The organism is Paenibacillus sp. EKM212P, assembly GCF_011066115.1.
GTDB classification, from domain to species: Bacteria; Bacillota; Bacilli; order Paenibacillales; family Paenibacillaceae; genus Paenibacillus; species Paenibacillus polymyxa_B.
The window spans coordinates 250,068-267,680 of sequence record NZ_JAAMNR010000002.1; the positions used below are offsets into that span (position 1 = coordinate 250,068).

21 protein-coding genes and 1 pseudogene are annotated in these 17,613 nt (G+C 43.1%); 7 read left to right on the forward strand and 15 right to left on the reverse strand.

The features are described from left to right. The first annotated feature begins 165 nt into the window (after positions 1-165). Positions 166-504, forward strand: coding sequence for a hypothetical protein (locus G9G54_RS07270; protein WP_165177058.1), 339 nt, complete (start codon positions 166-168; stop codon positions 502-504). 56 nt (positions 505-560) lie between these two features. Here the strand turns inward: G9G54_RS07270 and G9G54_RS07275 are convergent. The 4 genes and pseudogenes from G9G54_RS07275 to G9G54_RS25985 all read right to left on the reverse strand — a co-directional run. Then, a pseudogene (locus G9G54_RS07275) lies at positions 561-770 on the reverse strand (fibronectin type III domain-containing protein); the annotation flags it as partial. A gap of 286 nt (positions 771-1,056) precedes the next feature. Next, positions 1,057-1,485, reverse strand: coding sequence for a hypothetical protein (locus G9G54_RS25235; protein WP_194362204.1), 429 nt, complete (start codon positions 1,483-1,485; stop codon positions 1,057-1,059). Positions 1,486-1,523: 38 nt separating this feature from the next. After that, positions 1,524-2,078 (reverse strand): phage antirepressor KilAC domain-containing protein, encoded by a 555-nt coding sequence (locus G9G54_RS25510; protein ID WP_238807829.1) that lies wholly within the window; start codon positions 2,076-2,078, stop codon positions 1,524-1,526. Positions 2,079-2,105: 27 nt separating this feature from the next. Beyond that, complete coding sequence (locus G9G54_RS25985; RefSeq protein ID WP_274597336.1) at positions 2,106-2,237, reverse strand: hypothetical protein; 132 nt, start codon at positions 2,235-2,237, stop codon at positions 2,106-2,108. A 508-nt stretch (positions 2,238-2,745) separates the two neighbouring features. Between G9G54_RS25985 and abc-f the strand changes: the two genes are divergently transcribed. After that, positions 2,746-4,233, forward strand: coding sequence for a ribosomal protection-like ABC-F family protein (gene abc-f, locus G9G54_RS07290; RefSeq protein WP_165177060.1), 1,488 nt, complete (start codon positions 2,746-2,748; stop codon positions 4,231-4,233). A gap of 280 nt (positions 4,234-4,513) precedes the next feature. Here the strand turns inward: abc-f and G9G54_RS07295 are convergent, their stop codons facing one another. After that, positions 4,514-5,104, reverse strand: a complete 591-nt coding sequence (locus G9G54_RS07295; protein WP_165177062.1) for a stalk domain-containing protein — start codon at positions 5,102-5,104, stop codon at positions 4,514-4,516. 761 nt (positions 5,105-5,865) lie between these two features. On the opposite strand from G9G54_RS07295, the gene G9G54_RS25515 reads away from it, so the two are divergent. From G9G54_RS25515 to G9G54_RS26215, 4 genes are all read left to right on the forward strand, one after another. Continuing rightward, complete coding sequence (locus G9G54_RS25515; protein WP_238807837.1) at positions 5,866-6,051, forward strand: transposase; 186 nt, start codon at positions 5,866-5,868, stop codon at positions 6,049-6,051. Between the two features lie 357 nt (positions 6,052-6,408). Continuing rightward, positions 6,409-6,528: an IS3 family transposase gene (locus G9G54_RS26205; protein ID WP_446723017.1), complete on the forward strand. Its 120-nt coding sequence runs from the start codon at positions 6,409-6,411 to the stop codon at positions 6,526-6,528. Positions 6,529-6,720: 192 nt separating this feature from the next. Next, entirely contained in the window at positions 6,721-6,936 is a 216-nt protein-coding gene (locus G9G54_RS26210; protein WP_165177064.1) for a DDE-type integrase/transposase/recombinase, read from the forward strand. Between the two features lie 8 nt (positions 6,937-6,944). Continuing rightward, complete coding sequence (locus G9G54_RS26215) at positions 6,945-7,037, forward strand: IS3 family transposase (RefSeq protein ID WP_165177066.1); 93 nt, start codon at positions 6,945-6,947, stop codon at positions 7,035-7,037. 904 nt (positions 7,038-7,941) lie between these two features. Here the strand turns inward: G9G54_RS26215 and G9G54_RS07315 are convergent. Both G9G54_RS07315 and G9G54_RS25525 read right to left on the reverse strand, forming a co-directional pair. Beyond that, entirely contained in the window at positions 7,942-8,637 is a 696-nt protein-coding gene (locus tag G9G54_RS07315; RefSeq protein WP_446723018.1) for a BclA C-terminal domain-containing protein, read from the reverse strand. Between the two features lie 373 nt (positions 8,638-9,010). After that, positions 9,011-9,163, reverse strand: a complete 153-nt coding sequence (locus G9G54_RS25525; protein ID WP_238807846.1) for a hypothetical protein — start codon at positions 9,161-9,163, stop codon at positions 9,011-9,013. 341 nt (positions 9,164-9,504) lie between these two features. Here G9G54_RS25525 and G9G54_RS07320 point away from each other — a divergent pair, with 341 nt between their 5' ends. Continuing rightward, entirely contained in the window at positions 9,505-9,726 is a 222-nt protein-coding gene (locus G9G54_RS07320) for a DUF6199 family natural product biosynthesis protein (RefSeq protein ID WP_165177070.1), read from the forward strand. Positions 9,727-9,938: 212 nt separating this feature from the next. Here the strand turns inward: G9G54_RS07320 and G9G54_RS25530 are convergent, their stop codons facing one another. The 8 genes from G9G54_RS25530 to G9G54_RS07365 all read right to left on the reverse strand — a co-directional run bounded on the left by G9G54_RS25530 (position 9,939) and on the right by G9G54_RS07365 (position 17,505). Then, complete coding sequence (locus G9G54_RS25530) at positions 9,939-10,169, reverse strand: hypothetical protein (protein WP_165177512.1); 231 nt, start codon at positions 10,167-10,169, stop codon at positions 9,939-9,941. Between the two features lie 280 nt (positions 10,170-10,449). Beyond that, entirely contained in the window at positions 10,450-11,778 is a 1,329-nt protein-coding gene (glnA, locus tag G9G54_RS07335; RefSeq protein ID WP_013310575.1) for a type I glutamate--ammonia ligase, read from the reverse strand. A 116-nt stretch (positions 11,779-11,894) separates the two neighbouring features. Further along, positions 11,895-12,308 carry a MerR family transcriptional regulator gene (locus G9G54_RS07340; protein WP_007430683.1) on the reverse strand — a complete coding sequence of 138 codons (414 nt, stop codon included), beginning with the start codon at positions 12,306-12,308 and terminating at the stop codon, positions 11,895-11,897. An 83-nt stretch (positions 12,309-12,391) separates the two neighbouring features. Continuing rightward, positions 12,392-13,645, reverse strand: a complete 1,254-nt coding sequence (locus G9G54_RS07345; protein ID WP_165177072.1) for a methionine gamma-lyase family protein — start codon at positions 13,643-13,645, stop codon at positions 12,392-12,394. A gap of 111 nt (positions 13,646-13,756) precedes the next feature. After that, positions 13,757-15,043, reverse strand: coding sequence for a GTPase HflX (hflX, locus tag G9G54_RS07350; protein WP_165177074.1), 1,287 nt, complete (start codon positions 15,041-15,043; stop codon positions 13,757-13,759). 113 nt (positions 15,044-15,156) lie between these two features. Further along, positions 15,157-16,140: an AAA family ATPase gene (locus tag G9G54_RS07355; protein WP_025718768.1), complete on the reverse strand. Its 984-nt coding sequence runs from the start codon at positions 16,138-16,140 to the stop codon at positions 15,157-15,159. A gap of 115 nt (positions 16,141-16,255) precedes the next feature. Then, the gene (locus G9G54_RS07360) at positions 16,256-16,951 is read right to left on the reverse strand and encodes a YdcF family protein (protein ID WP_165177076.1); all 696 of its coding nucleotides are present in this window, start codon (positions 16,949-16,951) and stop codon (positions 16,256-16,258) included. Continuing rightward, positions 16,948-17,505 (reverse strand): DUF402 domain-containing protein, encoded by a 558-nt coding sequence (locus tag G9G54_RS07365; protein WP_013310580.1) that lies wholly within the window; start codon positions 17,503-17,505, stop codon positions 16,948-16,950. The genes G9G54_RS07360 and G9G54_RS07365 overlap by 4 nt, the downstream gene beginning before the upstream one ends. Between the last annotated feature and the right edge of the window lie 108 nt (positions 17,506-17,613).

The window sequence follows — 17,613 nt, forward strand, 5'->3', positions numbered from 1 at the left end:
CAGACGTATCCCAGCTAGTACCAGCCTCAAACAGCAGGTCATTCACCAGATTGGTGCCAAGATGCCAAAGGCTGAGGATAGCTGCCACTTCCGTAAAACAGTTTCCAATTAAGCGTACAATCGCAGCACGTTAGATATAAATTATCCAAGTAGGGGGAAATAACCATGGCATTTGAAGGTTATAGAGAAGAAAAGCGAGGACATTGGTTTGACTGGCCATTCCCCTTGTCGGTATCAATACTGTATGTAGATGCGGATGTAGACGTAGATGTAGATGTAGATGAAACAGAAACGAAATGGTACCTCATTGTCGAAGAAGAAAAACATTTGATCCGAATTAGGGATGAAAAGCAAATTGAACTGCTTAATCACTGCATGTATGGAATCTTGTTAAATGACGAGAAGATCAACTGGATTATTGATAAAAATGGCGGTAGATTTACCTATCACGACAGTGTGCAAGATTTCATCAAATTCCAGAAAGAATACCTGGATATATTCTAAAAGCCGTGAACAGTTAAAAGCTCTGCAGACCAATTAAGGTAACAGAGCTTTTCGATTTATTTAAAGTATTCACTTACTTCAAACGTCAGAATACGATCGTATAGCATGTAATCCTTGCGGTTGCTGAATGGTCCTTTATTGTTATCGTGCTTATTGATGGCATATGAAGCCGATCCAGATCCATCCTGCTTACTTTCGTACCATGTGATAAATTCATTGACCTCTTTCATGCTCAGATCGAATTCTTTCCCCAATCCTGTTGTCATTCCATGAGTGTCGAAGTTAGGGGGAATTTGTCCTGCAAAAAAAAGATTCTATCAAACTTTGGCAGATAGAATCTTTTTCCGTTATTTAACGATAAATTCAACAACTGTTAAAAAAGATTGTGGACATGTAAAGATTAAAGTTCGGAATAAAGGAACATCAAATCTCACTTGGAGTTTGCAGGGTAACGGGAGAGAATATGTCTATAAAACTGTTGGCAAAGGAGACACATTAACGTGGACTAGTCTTAATTCATTCCCTAATACAACAGCTACAACGATTAACAATTTAGGGTCGATTAACGACCATACTGTATTCCAATCCATTGTTAAATTCCTCCCGTTTCTTCTTTTCGATCAAGTCGTTTATGAGCCTGTTTCGCTGATTCTTCAACCCGCGTAACCCGTTCGGATAAGGCATCAATCCTTTGGACCTGCACCCTCTGTTCGAGCCGAATGTCGTCCACGCCGCGCTTGATGTAATCAACATCCGCACGCTGCAAAGCTTCCGCTCCCGCCTCTTGAATGATGTCTTGCCGCATTGACCTGCTGCCTGTATTTCTGCTAAAGCACTTCCTACTGCTATATCCAAACCTATAAGTATTTCTTTCCGGCGTGCTGGCTGCGAAGCAATGACAGCAGAAATGACCTCAGTCAATTCTTCAACTGGCCTTGTTAGATCCACTTGTATATCCAATGCGGATTTTATTTTTGCCACGGGTTTCATCACCTCCTTGGACAGCAAAAAAGACACCTTTAACTTACAGATGCCTTTGATTGTTCCTTATTATAAATTTTCAAAAGCCATTCACGACCTAACTGAGTAAATCTGCGGTGATAGATCACTTTACCGTTATCAAGAACTTCTTGTTTGATTTCAACATAGCTGCAATCCGCATATCTGCTATACAACAACCATGTGTCATTCTGCCTGAATTGAATCTTTCGATTGCCTAAATCATGGTTAAGCGCAATTGCTGACTTAAATCCGAGTTCCTTGGCAATCTCTGTAGCCGTATACGTTTTGTTTACATGCATTAGGATTGCATTTGTCCTTTCCGCCTGTACTCTGGCAGCACGTTCTTCCTTGAGCTTAGTCACCAGTTCAATTCCAAAGTCAGGATTATTGAGGATATTGTCAATCACATTATCCGTAGCATATATTCCATGCTTCCTGATCGACGGCAATATTTTATCAGCTACCTTGGCCTGAAATGCTTCAGCTACTTCGTTTCTTGCCTTCATTGCCAGTCGATAAAAGATGTTTTCGGGAATAAAAGTATCTTTCGACACTTCTGTCGAAAACTTCAAATCCGATAAATACTGCCTCACTCTATCCTATTTGACATACTCTGTACTTTTGGATTTGTCTGTAAATCCTAATCCTCGAGCCACATCCTCCAAATTCAATTGCGGCGTGCCGTTTCCATCAATAAATCCTCTTACCCCGTGAATTGTAAGTATATCCATTACTGATCTCACCTTTCATTGTACGCAAAATAAGCCCCTGAGTTATCAGAGGCTTTCATACTTATATCTTAGATTGCTTCAGCTGCTATAACGCTACGGATTTTAAAAACCCATATGTTATTAACCTAATACGAACGAACAGGATAGTTGAATAACATTAATCAATCTAAATAGCATGTCGACCTACGTGAGGCTTCAGCCTAAACGGGACTACGCAGGTTGTAGTTAAATTACCATTGTGATAAACTGAATGTAATTTGATGATGGGAGTTGAACGGATATATGTAGGACTTTCTTGCTTCGAGATCACGAAAAGAACGGACTCAGCGATCGGCTGTGGTCGTTTTATTTCATCTCTGCAAGAAAGCTCTGCGTTTCGTTTGCGCTCCCTCTCCGGACAGTCATACGGCCCCTTGGAATGGGGTCGTATTTCCTCGTATGGATTAGAGCCGCAAGAAAGCACCTTTCTTGCGGCTCTTTTTTATTTCCAAACGAAAGGATGATTGCCATGCCCGCCATTCAGGTGACCAATCTTACTTTTGCCTATCCAGGCAGCTATGACCCCATATTTGAAAATGTTCATTTTCAAATTGATACAGACTGGAAGTTGGGCTTTACGGGGAGAAACGGTCGGGGGAAAACTACGTTCTTAAACCTGCTTCAGGGGAAGTACGAATACAGCGGTACGATCTCCACACCAGTCGCCTTTGATTATTTTCCGTTTCCCGTCGAACACCCTGAGTATTTGACCTTAGACGTCGTCGAGGAGATCGTGCCAAACTATGAGAACTGGAAGTTGATGCGCGAACTGAACTTGCTTAAGGTTTCAGAAGACGTGTTGTACCGGCCATTCGAATCGCTGTCCCAAGGAGAACAGACGAAGGTATTGCTGGCCGTGTTATTCATCCAAGACAATCGATTTCTGCTCATCGACGAGCCGACCAATCATCTCGACTTGCACGCACGCAAGCTTGTCGCCGATTATCTGAATACGAAGCGCGGTTTTATTCTTGTTTCACACGACCGGGCTTTTCTCGACCGCTGCGTGGATCATATTCTATCGATCAACAAAACGAATATCGAAATCCAAAAAGGCAACTTCTCGAGCTGGTGGACGAACAAAACTCGCCAGGATACGTTTGAAATGGCACAAAACGAAAAACTGTACAAAGATATACAACGTTTATCAGCTTCTGCTAAACGTACTAGCGGCTGGTCTTTCGAGACCGAAAAATCAAAAAACGGCACACGAAATTCCGGTTCCAAGCTTGACAAGGGATACGTCGGGCATAAGGCAGCAAAAATGATGAAACGCTCGAAATCCATCGAACAGCGGCAACACGCAGCTTTAGAGGAAAAATCGAAACTGCTCCGAAATATCGAACAGTCAGAAAGCCTTGCGATCTCTCAGCTCGTGTATCCCAAATCGGAACTGGCGATGTTGGATCACGTCACGATTTACTATGGGGAAAGAGCGGTTTGCAAGAACGTTAGTCTGACGATCGAACCAGGAGATCGGATTGCAATTTCAGGTCCAAATGGTTCAGGTAAGTCTAGCTTACTCCGCCTGCTCAACGATGAGACGCTACACTATACAGGAACGTTTCAGCGGGAGCCGCAGCTTCGCGTTTCCTATGTATCCCAGAATACTTCTCATCTGCGAGGAACGCTTTCCGATTATGCAGCAGAGCACAGAATTGACGAAAGCTTATTTAAGGCCGTGTTGCGTAAGCTGGATTTCGCCCGCATCCAGTTTGAGAAGGATATATCGGCGTTTAGCGGCGGTCAGAAGAAGAAGGTTCTGATCGCGAGAAGCCTATGTGAGGAGGCTCATCTGCATATTTGGGACGAACCGCTCAACTTTGTCGACGTGATTTCCCGGATGCAAATTGAAGAGCTGCTGCTTGAGTACACGCCGACCATTGTATTCGTGGAGCATGATCGGGAATTTCATGACCGTGTCGCTACGAAAACGGTTGAACTCGGTGGGGATTAGAATTTTACAAAGTGACTTGGAGTAAGACATGATTTCAACGACAGAAAGCTTTGCACAACAACCTTTATGAAAAGGGAAGAGATTGACTAAAGGGACAAAATAGTTCAATAAAAAAACGGCAGTCTAGGATTTTATTTTCTCGTCCATAGCTGCCGTTTATTTTGTTTGAGTGCAGTCTAATACTAATTCCCTTATATAAGAGTAAAAGCCCTCTGTTTAAGAGGGCTTTTGTGTATACAGTATATAATTTTTGTTTGCTACTAGATTACTACATATTTATTTAAGTAGCTAATGCTGCTTTAAGTTGTTCTAGCTCTTTTTTATGCTCTAATAAACTGTCTTTGGATTCTTGTAATTCCTTTTTTGTCTTAGTGGCGCTTTTTTCAATGCGCTCAATAAGTCTTTGATCGTCGCCCGCCGCACCTATTTTTCTATCGATGTCAGTCAATGACTTTTCATATTTTTTAATATTATTATTAAGTATTTCGATCAATTCTTCCACAGTTCCAATGTGCTTTACAATTAGTTCCTTGGACCAATTGGTATATGGGTTATCTTTCAAAGCTATAGCTTGTGACTGCTCTTTAACAACCACATTTGAAGAAGGAGTTCCTGTTGCAATTTCAATAGTTTTCCCCTTCACCGCTAGGTTCGCCCCCAAAGATTCTGAGATCGAACGCAAAGGTACATACGCTGTACCATCGACGGCAATAGCGTTTTCAGACAATGTTGTTCCATTTACTCTCACATTGTATTCCCCTGCAATAGTCTTCCCAACTAGTAATTTCACTTGATCTGCCGCAGCTCCACCAGAATTAGCTAGCAGTACTCCAAGTAAAGCACCTATAAACATATACATCTTTTTATTCATCTAAATGCCTCCACTAACGGTTTATTCGTTCTCATATTACCATTGGAAGATATTGTCGTAAACAATTATGTTGAACATGAACTGCTACCCCCACCTACAGGATTTCTACGACCCAAGAGCATTAAGCTACCACCCGAACCTCTTCGACCTAAAGAAATGGTCTCTTGTCCTGTTAAGACATAAGCCACAAGTCCGAATGAATCAACCCTAATTCTTCGACCTGTCTTACCTGTAAAATTATTCTAACTGCCAGACAAAACTATTAGGCCCTGGTGGAGGTATATATCCCGGAGAAAATTGTAATTTCTAAACAAGCCGAAGTAGTTAGGAACATTGTTGAAACCACTTATTATAGTTACAAGAAGAAAATTATTCTACGTCACGATTAAATCTTTCCATAGAGGACTTTGCGTATTGAGCAAAATGAATCTGTTCATTTATAAGCACATACATGTATGTCAGTAAGATCAATGAAAAAAGTAAAATCAATCCGCTTATATGGAAACCACATACGGATAAAGTAGCGAGTGCTGGCAGCAGTGATATCAATAAAAAAACTCCGATTCGCTTCATCATATTATTTCCTTTTCTCATGTCATTTTCGCAATCTGAGATATACATATATTAGGCTTGCACTGGCCCCCAATTGGCTCCTTTCATTCGTTCAAAAGTAAAAACCTCTCCAAGTGTGATATGTTCCTCTCATAGTAGACAGAAAAGAGCAAGCCATCTAATCTGTCTATTATGGAGGGGATTTTTCTATGGGAGAAATAAGAAAAACTTACGATGTGAGCTTCAAGATAAAGACAGTGGATCTGTACCTCAAAAAGGGAATCGGATATAAAAACGTGGCACGAGAAATGGAGATTGACGCTTCGCTGGTTCGCCGATGGGCGAGACACTTTAAAGCCGAGGGAATGAAAGATCTAGAGGAAAACGAGACATAGCAAAAGGGCCAGGCATCGGCAGACCTCGAACACGCCCCGAAGATCCGGAGGTCAAGCTGAAACGCCTCGAAGCAGAAAATGAAATGCTAAAAAAGCTCTTGCAGATGTCAAAGGAGGGATGGAGGCTGTACCCAAGAGTAAAAAGTTTGCGGTGATCCAAGAATTGCTTAGTAAGGGACATAACTTCGTACTACTATGTAAACTGGACCGAGTGTCCAAAAGTGGTTTTTATAAGTGGATAACATGGAAGATGTTATTTCACCCAAACAGCGGAAAGATGAAGCTATGAAGCTAAAAATCATAGCATGTGACGAGGAACTAAAGGGAATACACGGTTACCGCAGGATAAAGGTTTAATTGAATCAAATCCACAGCATACATATGAATCATAAGTGCGTACGGAGACTTATGGGTGAACTGGGGACCAAGGCGATCATTCGTAGGAAAAGACCCTACTATGCCAAGAAAGAACCCTAGGTCATTTCTGGCAATCATCTGAACTGGGAGCTTAAGGCTGACCTGCCGAATAAGAAGTGGGTAATAGACACCATTTACCTCATGTTCAATGGACAGAGACCCTACCCTTCCGCGATTCAGGATCTTTTTAACAACGTAATTGTTGCCTAACAGATCAGCCGCAGAAACGATTTGAGCCTGGTGTTAGATACGGTGAAAAAGGCAAGGAAGCGACAGGATGCTCGAGGTGTTCTACTGTATAGCGACCAAGAATTTCAATATACCTCTCGCCAATATACCAACCTGCTCAAGCGAGACGGAATACAGGCCGACATGTCCCGAAAAAGGAACTGCAGGGACAAGGCATGTATAGAGAACTTCTTCAGTCATTTTAAAACCGAGTGTTTCTATCTCCACTCCTTCCATTAGCTCAACAGGTGGAGAATGCCGTTCAAAAGTATATCCATTTCTACAACCATGAACGCTTTCAAGAGAAACTAAACAACCTGACTCCTTCTCAGGCTGCTTAATTATTGCTTTTTGATAGCTGTTTACTTTGCAGGAGCACTTCATGTTTGCGGATGCTTCTTAATTTACTTTGCGAAGAAACCAAGATCAGATAGCGACTTGACCTTCTTCGGCTTTTTATTTTCCACCTTACCAGCGTGGAGAATGATTTCGAATTCCCGGTTTCTGTTCTTGGCCTTCATGAGCGCTCTAATCTTTGGAATGGTCATATTAGTCTATTCTGAATCAGAAATACCATTACTCACGCATAGAGCCCAAAATTCTATCCAGTTTATTTTCCGATCATCCTCAGGAACCTCTTGGTCTTCTTCGTCGTAGGCTCATAAACTTCATCAGGTGGAAACAACCCCTTATAGAAATCGTTCTAAGAGGCCATCCAACTCCTTAATGCCCTCTTCGTCTACATTCTTGTATTCTTCCTCCGTCAGTCCTTCTACCAACACAAGGTTAAAGGCTTCCTTATGCAATGCTCAACTTTAGGCCAATCGACCTCGGCCCGTTCTTCTGTAGCTTCCCATTTTTCGCGACTAATCAAAAAAGAAAATTTATATTGATTGCCGCTCATGAGTTTGTCGTACCTGACGGATCAAAGCAATAGTTCCGATTTGTCACAACAAAAAAGAAGGTGGGAGAAGTTTCCCGACCTTCTTAGCATTCATATTTCTATGTCTGAATAATATCATCTTTTTTACAATGTTATCCATTTCAACTTTGAAGATAGGCTTTGGAGTAGTGGTAGTGTTTAATGGTTCTTATTACTGCCACTACGTTCTCTTGCCATGCTACACAATCCCCTCATAAATGCGTCTGCTTACTATGAGTGTAATTAGACAAACTGACGATGGAAATCGTACAGTCTTTTCTAAGGCGGCTACATATAATGTTCTATATATCATTAAGAATGGCTTAAACAGTCAACTTTAATATAGTAAGAGTGGTATTGGTAAAGTTATGAAGTTGGGCTGGGGTTGCACTTGCATTTACCAATTGAATAGTTGTAGGAACGACTCCTACAGTAATAATGACTTCTGCCGAAATTGGTCCGCCACCGTTACCCGTGAAGGGAACAGGGGTAACAGGGATTCCATTTACGGTAAGGTTAAAGTTAGCATCACCTTGGTTATGAATTGTAAAATCTATTAGATAGCTCCCCGTTTCGTTGATTGTTATCGTTGTAGATGGAGGAGTGAAAGTAAATGCACCACCAACATTAGCTAAAACTCCTGTAAAGGTAATTGGTGAGTTACCCGGAACTGTGTCAGTTCCCGTACCAGGATCTGCTCGGAAAACACTTAAGAAGTCTGTTATCCCGGCTCCTGCAGGCCCTGCTGCCCCCGTTGCTCCTGCTGGTCCTACCGCCCCCGCTGGACCTGCTGGACCTACCGCTCCTGCCGGTCCCACTGGTCCTGCTGGTCCTACTGCTCCTGCTGGTCCTGTTGGTCCGACAATTCCTTGAAAACCTTGTAGCCCTTGCTGGCCTTGAGCGCCTGGAACTCCCTGTGGACCCGGCAGTCCCTGCGGTCCCTGAGGTCCTTGAGGTCCTTGAGGTCCTTGAGGTCCTTGAGGTCCTCGGATCCCTTTAACAATAACTTTCGGTAACACTTTGACTTTTTTAACTACACATCTTCTAAATTTTCTCCGATGCATATTCTTCTGCCAACAATAATGTCGAAACATAATTAATGGTCACCTCCAAAGTCTAGTCAAAGTAGCTTATTGTGCAATTAACCAAAAAGATTGGGCTATTGACTTCATTTCAGGAAAATAGGCATAGGTCTGACCCTATCGTGTTAGCATTATTACAGCTCATCCTTCGAAGCTTAATACCCAGTTCAATCAACCGGTCCAAATCCTACACTGTCTGTATTTTTATATTTCCAGCTTGCAAATCCTTTACCCAAAAAGGGAGATGAGATAATGACTAGATTGTTAGATGCTCGAACATCTCAAAACGCAAGTTACGGTAATACAATCTCTATTCCCTTGCCAGCCATACACCCGTTGCCATTGCTGAGCTTGGCTTAGATGTAACGGGCGCAGGGGAAAACATGCGTGTACAATTATCCGGGATAGCTGAGCTTGCATTTCCTACCCCACCACCATTCGACTCCGTTATTTCTTTTTCCATTGTTAGAGGCAATTTCGATTCGCTTGTTGCTTACGCCCTTTACTCTGTAAGTGTCTCCGAAGCAAACCCAAACGCTGTACAGGTCGTCACCATAAATGCTTCCGATTACAATATCCCTCTACTACCTTCAAATGAATTGGTGTATACCTTATATCTATTTTGCACAGCAGATGCTACCCGAATAGGAATAGAAAGTTTTAATGCTGTTGCCTACTCAGATTAAAATTGAACCATAACATGGAGGGCAAAGCCCTCTTATTTTTCTTCTATCTGTCCTTGAGAGACGATACTTTCCATCTGTCGTTCTTTTTTGGTATAGTTTACTTAAAGGGGTTGATCAAATGGGATTCATGCTTATTTTTATTGCGATTATTTTTTTCTCACTTGGTATTTTAAGTAAACGAAATCCCACTTGGGGATGGCGTGTAAACGAAGCCTGGAAGATCAAAGGTGACTCTGAACCAAGTGATGCTTACATTGATGACATGAAATTTAGAGGCTCTGTTTCGATACTCTTTGGGTTCTTCTTTTTAACATGTGGACTTTTAGTTATATTCCTGTAAATTCTACTATCTGTTTTCAATCCTCAAAATACCCTTATCCAAAAGACACTTGCTGTTTAGCTGAAGCTCCTAAAATATCATTTAGCATATTTTCAAAAACAGAAATCTGTTTCTTATCCATAGTTTCCACTAATCGAACTTCCTTAATCTTAGACCGGCCTGCCGCTGTAATAAGTAGTAAAGATCATTTTTCTCCCATTGTATTTACTCATCTAACCAGTCACCCTATAAGGAAGAACAATGTAGAAACTCGACTCGTCACTCTGGAAAGCGAGCGACTTAGAGGAACTAGTATACCCGAGTGTAGTCACTTCGTTTTCAAAGACTTTCAAGACATCCAACACATATTTTGCATTCAGCGTTAGTTTAAAAATTTTCCCCTTGAAAGCGATTGGCGTTATGCTTTCTGTTCGGGCAAACGCATATATAACATCATGCGCTATTGCTACTTGAAGCTAGGGCTACAATGAAGTATGTACAGGAGAGACTTGGACATAGTAGCATCCAAATAACAGCCAACGTTTATGCACACATCTCCAAAAAATAGAGATGAATAGCATGGAGAACTATGAGTCTGTTACTGAAAATTTATTCTGATAATAAAATTTTTGGGGGCAATTAGGGGGCAATTAGGGGGCAATTATAAATAAACTTAATAAAATTTTTTACCTACCACAAATAAAAAAATCCCTCAACGCTTAGAGCGCCAAGGGATTTCACATTTTAGTAAAGAGTCAGATATTGATCGCGTTCCCATTGATGAACCTGCGTTCTGTACATATCCCATTCAATTTCCTTAAGCTCATAGAAGTAGGCTAGAGCATGGTCGCCCAGTGCGTCAGAGATAACTTCGCTCCGAATAAGCTCAGACAAAGCTTCTTTCAAGTCTGCTGGTAGACTTGGAATGCCTTCTTCAATCCGCTCTTCCTCAGACATCACGTAAATGTTACGATCAATCGGAGCTGGCAGAGCTAACTGACGTTTGATACCATCCAAACCTGCTCTCAGCATCACTGCCAAGGCCAAATAAGGATTCGCTGCCGGGTCAGGGTTACGAACTTCGACGCGAGTGCTCAGACCACGGGACGCGGGAATCCGAATCATTGGACTGCGATTGCTTGCAGACCAAGCCACATAACAAGGCGCTTCATAACCTGGTACGAGACGTTTGTAGGAATTTACCGTTGGATTCGTGATCGCTGCCATTGCACGTGCATGTTTAAGAATACCAGCCATATAGTGGCGGGCCGTCTGGCTTAATCCGAGTTCGTCCGTTTCATCATAAAATACGTTTTCATTGTCCTTAAACAACGATTGATTGCAGTGCATACCGGAGCCATTTACACCAAACAAAGGTTTTGGCATAAAGGTAGCATGCAAACCATGCTGACGAGCAATCGTCTTAACAACGAGCTTGAACGTTTGAATCTGGTCGGCAGCTTTAATCGCATCTGCATATTTAAAGTCAATTTCATGCTGACCAGGTGCAACTTCATGATGAGATGCTTCAATTTCGAAGCCCATCTCTTCAAGCTTAAGTACAATTTCACGACGACAGTTTTCACCCAGATCCATCGGAGCCAGGTCAAAATACCCGCCTTGGTCATTTAGTTCTGTAGTTGGCTCGCCTTTTTCATCCGTTTTGAACAAGAAGAATTCAGGCTCTGGTCCGACATTCATCGAAGTGTATCCCAACTCTTCTGCTTCCTTAAGTACACGTTTCAAGATGCCCCGCGGGTCACCTGCAAACGGAACTCCATCCGGCTTGTAAATATCGCAGATCAAGCGAGCTACACGATCCGAAGTTACCCAAGGGAATACCACCCAAGTGTCCAAATCAGGATATAAATACATATCAGATTCTTCAATACGCACATAACCTTCTATGGAAGAACCGTCAAACATCATTTTATTATCCAATGCCTTTTCCAGTTGACTAACCGGAATTTCAACGTTCTTAATAGTGCCCAGCAAATCTGTAAATTGCAAACGAATAAAACGAACATTTTCCTCTTTCGCAATCCGAAGGATATCTTCTCTGCTATAACTCACTCTAACCTCTCCCTTTCTGTAACGACTATATACGAATCTGTTGTTCTATAAATACTTAAATGATGAGACCTGATTTTAAAGTAAGGCGACCTTGTACCAAGAGGTAGGTCAAAGCATTATCTCTTATTGAAGAACCGTGATAATTCGCCTTGGATTAGGGATACCTGTCCTGGTCTTTTGCCTGCAACAAGTTGTTGTTTCAGTAAGCGGTGAAGCTGAGTATCGGACATTTCACGGCGTTTGACTTCCGTATCTGCAGTAATAACCGTAGCTTCCTCCGATTCCTTGGTAACCGGATTCATGACTTGTTTAATTCCTGCAATGTTAACACCCTTCTCGATCAACGCCTTAATTTCAAGCAGACGCTCTACGTCATTAAAAGAAAAAAGACGTTGGTTTCCCGATGTACGGGCAGGAACTATCAAGTTATGCTGTTCATAATAACGAATCTGACGTGCTGACAAGTCCGTTAGCTTCATGACAATACCTATTGGAAATAAGGCCATATTTCTGCGAATTTCGTCGCCCATTTGTCATCAACCTTCCAGTGATCTATTATTCACCTTATTGTACATTTAGCTGATGCAAAGTGTCAATGACATGTTAGAAAAACTCACAATAATTTACGTTCTTTCATCGTTTGCAGAGCCATAAGCACTCCAAATTTAACATGAGAGTAGGTTAAGCCCCCTTGCATGTAACCAATATAAGGCTCACGAATCGGAGCATCTGCGGATAGTTCCAAACTTCCCCCTTGTATAAACGTACCTGCTGCCATGATAACTGGATGCTCATAACCCGGCATATCCCACGGCTCCGGCACCACATGGCTATCCACGGCAGCCGCACGCTGAATACCCTGTACAAAAGCAATTAGATGTTCTGGTCCGCTAAAAGAAATAGCCTGAATCAAATCCGTACGCTCTTCATGCCAGGCAGGTTTGGTCTCAAATCCCATCTCCTCAAAGACCGCAGCTGCGAATACACTCCCTTTAACCGCTTGCCCAACCAGTGTTGGGGCAAGGAATAGTCCCTGAAATATGCCTCGTGTAGTACCTAACATGGCACCTACTTCTCCACCGATTCCAGGTGCAGTTAATCGGTAGGATGCCAGTTCTACATACTTTTGTTTGCCGCAGATATATCCACCCGTTTCTGCAATGCCACCACCGGGATTTTTAATCAACGAACCTGCCATCAAATCGACACCGACCTGAGTAGGTTCCAGCTTCTCGGTAAATTCACCGTAACAATTGTCAACAAAGACAATGACGTCAGGTTTTATTTCCTTCACACGTGCTGTCATTTCTTCAATATCTGCTACACTAAACGAAGCTCTCCAATCATAACCGCGTGAACGCTGAATACCGATCACTTTGGTATTGGCATGGATAGCAGCCTCCACCGCTTCCCAGTCCACTTTACCTTCCGCTGTCAGTGCGGTTTCTCCATAAGTAACGCCAAAATCCTGCAATGATCCTGTCCCGTCGCCGGGCTTACCAATCACTTTGTGCAGGGTATCATAAGGCCTCCCGGTAATGTATAACAGTTCATCCCCTGGACGCAGCACACCAAATAAAGCAGTGGCAATTGTATGAGTACCCGAGGCAAAATGCGGACGCACCAACGCTGCCTCCGCACCGAACACATCCGCATAGACTTCTTCCAGCACCTCACGTCCCCGGTCATTGTAAGCATATCCCGTAGAACCCGCAAAATGAAAATCACTCACTTGCTTCCGCTGGAATGCCTGAATTACCTTCCACTGATTTGAATCTACAATATGATCTATGTGCTGTATACGTTCTTGTATTTTATGTTCTGCCGTTTCCTGAATTTGCCGAATTTCTGGACTAAAAACTACCATTTACCTTCTTGACCCTCTCTCTTACCCAGCCTTAGGCTATTCTTGTTATATTATTGTTCAGTTTGAACGATGAGCATTATCATTTTATTGAATCAAAAACATCATTACATGTTAACCTTCTGTGAACTCGCTGAGTGCATGACCATACTTTTCGTACTCGCCTCTTTGAATTTCAACCTCATAAATGACATCATTTCCATCATACTCTGTCAGCAGTACATCTCCGATTCGATAAAGCACCGAGGTTAAATCCCCACGTTCCGCAGGAATGCGGAATCTCAGCGTATCACCGCTCAGATGCTCTTGAATCAGTTCACGAATGCGCAGCAAATCGCCTTCATCAAAAGCGCTAATTTTCAAATAGCCCTTCCCAGAAGGAAGCATTTCCAGTTGCTCAGGGGTACAGGCATCTTTTTTGTTAAATAATACGATCTGAGGCTTGTCCGCAGCCCCTAGCTGTTGTAAGATCGTCTCTACAACTTTCATCTGTTCGTCTCGCATATCCGAAGACGCGTCTACAACATGCAAAATGAGATGAGCCTCATTCGCCTCCTCCAAAGTAGCACGGAAGGAAGCAACCAAATCATGAGGGAGATTTTGGATAAAACCGACCGTATCCGTAAGAATAACTTCTTTTCCACTCGGTAGCTCCATTGTTCTGGAGGTAGGATCCAGCGTCGCAAACAGTTGATTCTCAATATATACATCGGCTGCTGTCAGTTGCTTCAACAGCGTCGATTTGCCCGCATTGGTATAGCCAACAAGTGCCACCTGAACAATGCCGCTCTTTTGTCTGCGCTCCCTGTGCAAATACCGGTGGCGGGTCACTTCCTCCAGTTGGCGTTTCAGATCACTGATTCGATCACGAATATGACGGCGGTCTGTCTCCAGCTTGCTTTCACCAGGACCACGTGTCCCGATTCCGCCACCGAGACGCGAGAGATTTTTGCCATGTCCAGACAAACGTGGGAGTAAATATGACAACTGCGCCAGTTCAACCTGAATAATACCTTCCCGTGTTTTTGCACGTTGTGCAAAAATGTCCAGAATCAATTGTGTCCGGTCAATAATTTTGAGATCCAGACTTTCTTCCAGATTGCGTACTTGGGCCCCCGAGAGCTCCTGATCAAAAATAGCTGTATTCGCTCCCAATTCTTCAGCAACTGCGCGCAATTCCTCTACTTTTCCTTTGCCAATAAACCATTTTGAATCCTTAGCTTCCTTATTCTGTGTCAGGACGCTCAATACTTCAACTCCCGCTGTCTCAGCCAGTTTCACCAGCTCATCCAACGAGTATTCCGTATTGATGCCAGATCGTTTAACTTCATCCGTAATTAGACTAACCAGTACCGCCTTGTCCTGCATTTCGGTTTGTGTATCATGAGTGGAGTTCGCCATATTGTTTGCTCCTTTATTTTCATGTCAACTCTCGAACAGAGACCGACCTGATGTTCAGGCCGGCCCCCGCTCGATGTCATACCATTCGATGTGATTCAGATTCCTATTATCGCCTATCTTTTGTCCATTTTCAAATCCTCTGGACGCAGCGTCATCAATTCCTGTTTGCCAGGTTGCCCGCTCCGGTACTGATTGAGCAACCTGACAGCTTGGTGCCGAATCGCTTTTTCAATCACGTTACGAACATATCGTGCATTACTAAATGCATGAAGACTGTCATTACGCTCGTTTAGCAAATGCTCCTTCATTTTAATTATGGACTGAGGCATGAGAATATAATCCCGCTCCTTGGCCATCATCTCGGAAATTTGGATAAGCTGATCCACAGTGTAATCAGGAAAATCCAACTGGATTGGAAAGCGAGAAGGAAGACCAGGATTTGTTCGTAGAAAAAAGTCCATTTCCCCCGAGTATCCAGCGAGAATCAAAATAAATTGATTTTTTTGATCTTCCATTGACTTTACCAAGGTATCAATCGCTTCTTTTCCAAAATCCTTTTCCCCTCCGCGTGCCAAACTGTAAGCCTCATCAATGAACAACACGCCGCCAAGAGATTTCTTTACCAGATCTCGCGTTTTTTGTGCCGTATGGCCAATATACTCACCGACCAGATCAGCCCTCTCTACCTCAATCAGATGACCTTTGCTCAGTACACCCATTTTTTGAAGCATTTTAGCGATAATGCGGGCTACTGTCGTTTTCCCTGTACCTGGATTTCCTTTGAAAATCATGTGATATACGTGTGCATTGCTCAATAATCCCGCATCCGTGCGCATATGGGCGATTTGCAAAAAGGCATATACCTCAAATACCAGGTCTTTGATGTTATCCAAGCCGACGAGATGATCGAGTTCTTTCTGAATTTCCTGATAAAGACTGAGATACTGCGGTAGCGCCTGTGACTTGGTTGAAGCCACTGCTTCCGTCTCGTCCACAGTCACCGAAGCTATCGGCTCCGGGCTACGCAGCACGACATTAATTTGTCTGGAAGGTCTCTCCTCCGACCGCTTGCCCGCGGCGATTCCCCGTCCGTTCATGCATCCATCACCTCAACATTTCTTCAGGCACAGCTTACCCTACTAATGTATTCGGTCTGGCATGTCCTTATTAGCATAAAAGCAACGGGAACGTGCACAAAGCCTTTTCTTTAATTCAGGCAACCCAAGTTTGAGCGCTGATCCACCACCGTTGCAGCGTCCATTTAGCGTATGCCAATACTTCTCTTGATTGATGAATTGGCATATTCAACACTTTGGATTCCGTCAGAGCCATCTGAGGATGATCAAATTTCAAGAATTGAGCAATCTCCATCGCTCGAGGGCCATGATAGCTATGTGTGATGATCACGGTGGAGGTCCATCCATATTCATTCATGATGCGCTGGCTATAGAGAAGATTTTCATAAGTACTGGTCGCATGGTTTTCCAACACAATATGCTGTACAGGGACCCCCCTATCTACTAAATAGCGTTGCATGCCCTCAGCCTCCGTATACGGAAAATCTGGTTTATCCAGTCCCCCACTTACAATTAGACGCTGTACCGTCCCGTTGCGGTATAAGCGCAATGCTTCTTCCAGCCTTTCCTTCAATCCAGGACTGGGCTCAGCCCCCCACATAGAAGCACCTAGTACGATACCAATTTGCACTTGCTTGAGCGGAGTGGTAGAGGCGGCCGTATTCATGTCCCACACTCGGATACCTGCCCATACCAATCCGACCAAAATGAAAATCATCAAACAAAGTACAATACGCTTGGATACCATAGATATTTTCTTAAGGCGACTGTGCTCGCTTTTCAACTCAGGACGTTTGGGCCCAGTGTCTTTAATCCACTGCAAAACTTTCACCGTTCTCTCTTGAAATCACCGTTGTGAAACCATTCTGCCCGGTGTTTCAGCGACATTTTAAAATAGGGGAACACGTGGGCATCTATCTGATGTAACACATCAGCCGCTGTACGGTTGGCCAATTCTGCCTCTTGCGTTGAGATATGCCCCCGTTGTAACGCCTCCTCCAATTCATCCTCATCCACTAGGAAGATTTCACCGTTTTTAAGCACCACAACATCCAAATACAAATCGTCAAACCATGGGACTCCTTGATCGGTCACACCCTGATTTCGGCAAGTATCAATGTACCATTCAACGATTTGCTCCCGGTTGTCAAACATAGCAGTCACCACATAGTGCTCACCTTTTGGATAATATTGTAGCCAGGAATATCCTTTATCGGCTATGCAAAACGTATGACCACCGTAACTTTTCCATAACGGCTCCTTGAGACTCAAAATTGTATACAGGGTCACATATCCTGTAAACGCGTCACTTTCTACATACCGGCAAGCAAACTTGCGATTGGTGATTCTGCGCCAGTTGGCCCGGTCTCCGAATTTGCGCTTCATAAATGATGTTCCTCTCCAACATTGGTAAAACCAGCTTACCATATTTAAACTGTACACTCAAAAAGAACCCCTTTACCAAAGCAAAAAAAGGTATTCTCAGACCGTGAA